The organism is Paenibacillus sp. OT2-17 (assembly GCF_009827695.1).
Lineage (GTDB): Bacteria > Bacillota > Bacilli > Paenibacillales > Paenibacillaceae > Paenibacillus > Paenibacillus polymyxa_B.
This window is the reverse complement of record NZ_WUDQ01000559.1, coordinates 1-2,369: the sequence shown is the minus strand read 5'-3', so window position 1 is coordinate 2,369 and position 2,369 is coordinate 1. Positions and strand designations below refer to the sequence as shown.

Genomic DNA, 2,369 nt, shown 5'->3' with positions numbered 1-2,369 from the left:
GCAAGCGATCCACCCAATAGGGCACGACAAACAGCTTCGGGATACAGTCCACACGTACAAAGCTGGTAGCAAAACCGATCAAGGTCGTTTTCAATCCCCATAAAATACCGGTTGAGGTAGCTGTATAAGCCGCATCAGCAAGACTTATATTGGTAGACCATTCCATTTTGGACAACGTCACATGCGCCAAGGTATGTCGCAACCATCGATGTAAGGATTTCGTTCCCTTGAGCAAAACCCGTATATCATGTATAAATTGCTTTATTTTTTCTGTATCAATATTTCCGCTATCCACGGAAGCATCCGTTTTATGTATGTTTTTATTGCGGTCAAGCCGATAGAGAAGCCCTTTTTTTAAACCTGTTATGAGAATGGCCGGAATATCGTAATTCATTTTAATCATCCCGTATAGAAATCTGATCTCTAGATGCGCCCGATCATCATTGTCATGTTTGGCAATATCCAGCTTCAATCGAATACGAGAGAGCAGAATAGCCAGCACAAATAATATAACGACGATGATGGCGATACTGATCCATTTCCACACTGGCGAGTCCTCCCTACCTTTTTGCTATAGATATCATGGCAAAAATAGTATGACCGTTCGCCGGAAAATCATGCATCTTAAAATACCAACAGCCAGCCCCCAACTATGTGAGGACTGGCTGTCTGTTTGAGCTTTAAATAAGTAAGCCGCAAGATCCGAAGCAACTTTATTGGGATTCAAGATCCAAATCGTGGGCCGCAGGCTGGCTGCTCTCCAGACGCTCGAACAATAATTGAGTCTCTTCCTCCAAATTGTCCGAATCCTCGAACAACTCCGGTTGCGGTAGATCTGCCAAAGAGCCCAGACCGAAATAATCCAAAAATGATTTCGTCGTTCCGTACAATATTGGCCGTCCGATGGCTTCAGCTCGACCTTTCTCTTCAATGAGCTCCTTGTTGACCAGTGTATGTATGGCCCGCTCGGATTTGACACCCCGAATCTCTTCGATTTCAACTCTTGTAATGGGCTGGCGGTAGGCAACAATGGCCAGCGTCTCCAAAGCAGCTTGAGACAGTGAGGCACGTGCCGGAGAGTATGCGAGCTTTTCAAAGTAAGGTGCATGTTCGGATAAAGTTGCAAGCTGATAATGACCGGCAATACGGACAAGTTGCAAGCCCCTTCCCCCCTGCTCCATGTCCTGCTTCATATCTTCCAAGCACTGTTCAACCAGTTCTTGCTGCTGCTCTACAATGTCGGCGATCTGCTTGGTGGACAACCCTTCCTCTCCTGCGAGAAACAGCAGTCCCTCAATAATTGATTTCAGCTTCAGATAATCCATTAACCCGTAAATCCCCTCTCCACTCCATTACAATATCATCGAAAAGCTTCTCCTGATAACAGAAAATTTGTTTCATTTTCATCAGTTCAAGGATAGCCAAAAAGGTCACAACCACCTCATGCCGATACATATCCTCATGCATCAGCTTGGAGAACAGCAGCCGTCCTCCGTTCCCCAGCATCTCTAACGCCCCGATAACTTGTCGGATACGGTCCTTGACTGAAATTTCGTCTCGATGAACACGGGTTACCGTCGTACGTCGTTCTGCTTTGCGCAAAGCACGCTGAAAGGCCGCGACCAAATCGCTTGCATGCAGCCCATGCACCGGATTTGCGGGTTCAGTGGGCAGGAATGCGCTTAGATCTTCTGGCTCCTTGCCATAAATTAGACTCCGCTCCCACTCACGTTCACTTAGATGGCGAGCAATCCCTTTATATTTACGATACTCCACCAGCTTGCGGACCAGTTCCTCACGTGGATCATAATCCTCTTCCTCATAAAAATCCAAATCGTCATATTCCATCACAGGTGGCTTGGGAAGCAACAATTTACTCTTAATAGATAAGAGCGTCGCCGCCATCACCAGAAACTCGCTCGTAATGTCCAGTTCCAGCTCCTGCATACTGTGCAAAAAAGCCATATACTGATCAGTAATATCGCTAATCGGGATATCCTGAATGTCGATCTCGGCTTTATCAACCAGATGCAACAGTAGATCCAGCGGACCCTCGAATGTTTCCAGCTTGTAGTTTACGACTGTCAATGTGCTTCCCCCTGCCTTACTCCAATCATCATTCAACAATACCTTTCCCTATAGCACTTATGCTCTACGTTATCAATCCCTCTTTCTGTAGTATATACGTCATCGCCTTGCTTAACAATCCAATCCCTTTTCACCTTGCAGTTTATACCGTTCTATTCAGCTATTCCTATAATTAAAATTGCTTGCCGAGATTGGCCATTTCAATCGCAGCCAATGCCGAATCCCAACCTTTATTACCAGCCTTCGTACCTGCTCGTTCAATAGCCTGTTCAATGTTTTCT

The 2,369-nt window shown here is 45.8% G+C and carries 4 protein-coding genes; all 4 read right to left on the bottom strand.

Annotation, left to right across the window (positions count from 1 at the left end; genetic code table 11):
- The coding region (locus tag GRP75_RS24550; RefSeq protein WP_160790626.1) for a DUF2953 domain-containing protein at positions 1–547 on the bottom strand (547 nt) is incomplete at its 3' end.
- A 166-nt stretch (positions 548–713) separates the two neighbouring features.
- Entirely contained in the window at positions 714–1,325 is a 612-nt protein-coding gene (gene scpB / locus GRP75_RS24545; protein ID WP_160790625.1) for an SMC-Scp complex subunit ScpB, read from the bottom strand.
- Positions 1,294–2,088 carry a segregation and condensation protein A gene (locus tag GRP75_RS24540; RefSeq protein ID WP_160790624.1) on the bottom strand — a complete coding sequence of 265 codons (795 nt, stop codon included), beginning with the start codon at positions 2,086–2,088 and terminating at the stop codon, positions 1,294–1,296. The genes scpB and GRP75_RS24540 overlap by 32 nt, the downstream gene beginning before the upstream one ends.
- Positions 2,089–2,260: 172 nt before the next feature.
- The coding region (locus tag GRP75_RS24535; RefSeq protein WP_202404297.1) for a 6,7-dimethyl-8-ribityllumazine synthase at positions 2,261–2,369 on the bottom strand (109 nt) is incomplete at its 5' end.